Genomic DNA, 1437 nt, shown 5'->3' on the forward strand with positions numbered 1-1437 from the left:
GCCCCCGCCCGCTCCCCAGGGTTCACCGGACCGGCGCCCCGAACAGGAGCGGCAGACCTCCGACGCGCTCAACGCGGCCACCCTCGTGCGCAACCGGCGCCAGGGCCCCAGCGGCGGGTGGCGCCGGGCCGTGCACGCCGCCACCCTGGGACTGGTCAACCCGGGGGAGTCGGCCAAGGTGCTGCGCCAGCGCGAACTGGTGGCCCGCGCGAGCACACCCGTGGCGGCCGGACACCACCGGGTGGCCGTGCTCAGCCTCAAGGGCGGGGTCGGCAAGACGACCACCACGGTCGCCCTCGGCGCGACGCTGGCCTCCCTGCGCGGCGACCGGGTGCTCGCGGTGGACGCCAACCCCGACCGCGGCACGCTGTCGGACAAGGTGCGGCTGGAGACCGCGGCGACCATCCGCGACCTGCTCAACGAGCGCCACCTGGTGTCGCGCTACGCCGACATCCGCGGGTTCACCTCGCAGGCGCCCAGCCGACTGGAGATCCTGGCCTCCGACCGCGACCCTGCGGTCTCCGAGGCCTTCAGCGACGCCGACTACCGGGAGGTCGCCCGGATCGTCGAGCACTTCTACTCCATCTGCATCACCGACTGCGGCACCGGTCTGCTGCACTCGGCGATGCGCGGGGTGCTGGGGCTGGCCGACCAGGTCGTCCTGGTCAGCTCGGCTTCCGTGGACGGGGCCCGCAGCGCCAGCGCCACCCTGGACTGGCTGGAGGCGCACGGCCACGGCTCCCTCGTCCGCAACGCCGTGGTGGTGCTGTCGATGGTGCGCTCCGACAGCAAGAGCAGCGTGGATCTGAACCGGCTGGAGGAGCACTTCGCCGGGCGGTGCCGCGACGTGGTGCGGGTGCCCTGGGACGGGCACCTGGAGGAGGGCGCGGAGGTGGACCTCGAACGGCTCGCCCCCGCCACGCGGGACGCCTACCTCCAGCTGGCCGCGTCGGTCGGGGAGGCGTTCGCCTGGCAGAGGTGACCACGGGCGCGGTGCGCGGCCCCTTCCTCCACCCCGCCCCGTTTTCCGGAGCCCGCTTTCGGACAGGGGAAGGACGAGGGGGAAGGGGTTGGGGATGAACACACAGGAACGCCCGCCCGCGGTCGTGGTCGGCGTGGACGGCACGCCCGCCTCCCACGCCGCCCTGGTCTGGGCGACCGAGGAGGCGGCCAGGCGCGGCACACAGCTGCGGATCGTGCACGGCCTCGGGATGCCGGTGGTGATCGGCGCCTACGGGGCGGCCGGGCGCGTGGCCGTCGAGGACCAGCGGGAGGCGGGGCACGACCTGCTCACCGCGGGCGCCGCGTACGCGCACCGTGCCCGGCCCGGCCTGGACGTGGTGACCGTCCTGGCGCCGGAGGACGCGCCCGCGGTCCTGCTCAACGACGCCCTGCCCGAGGACGTCGTCGTGGTGGGGTCGCGGGGCCTGGGCGGGG

2 protein-coding genes are annotated in these 1437 nt (G+C 75.1%); both read left to right on the forward strand.

Annotated features, from left to right (window positions below; all coding sequences use genetic code 11):
* Positions 1-982: MinD/ParA family protein (locus DQW06_RS06790; RefSeq protein ID WP_157983363.1), on the forward strand; the 982-nt coding region annotated here is incomplete at its 5' end.
* 94 nt (positions 983-1076) lie between these two features.
* A partial coding sequence (locus tag DQW06_RS06795) for a universal stress protein (protein ID WP_198662391.1) occupies positions 1077-1437 on the forward strand: 361 nt, incomplete at its 3' end.

The sequence above is a fragment of the Nocardiopsis sp. TNDT3 genome (assembly GCF_003427465.1).
GTDB lineage: Bacteria > Actinomycetota > Actinomycetes > Streptosporangiales > Streptosporangiaceae > Nocardiopsis > Nocardiopsis dassonvillei.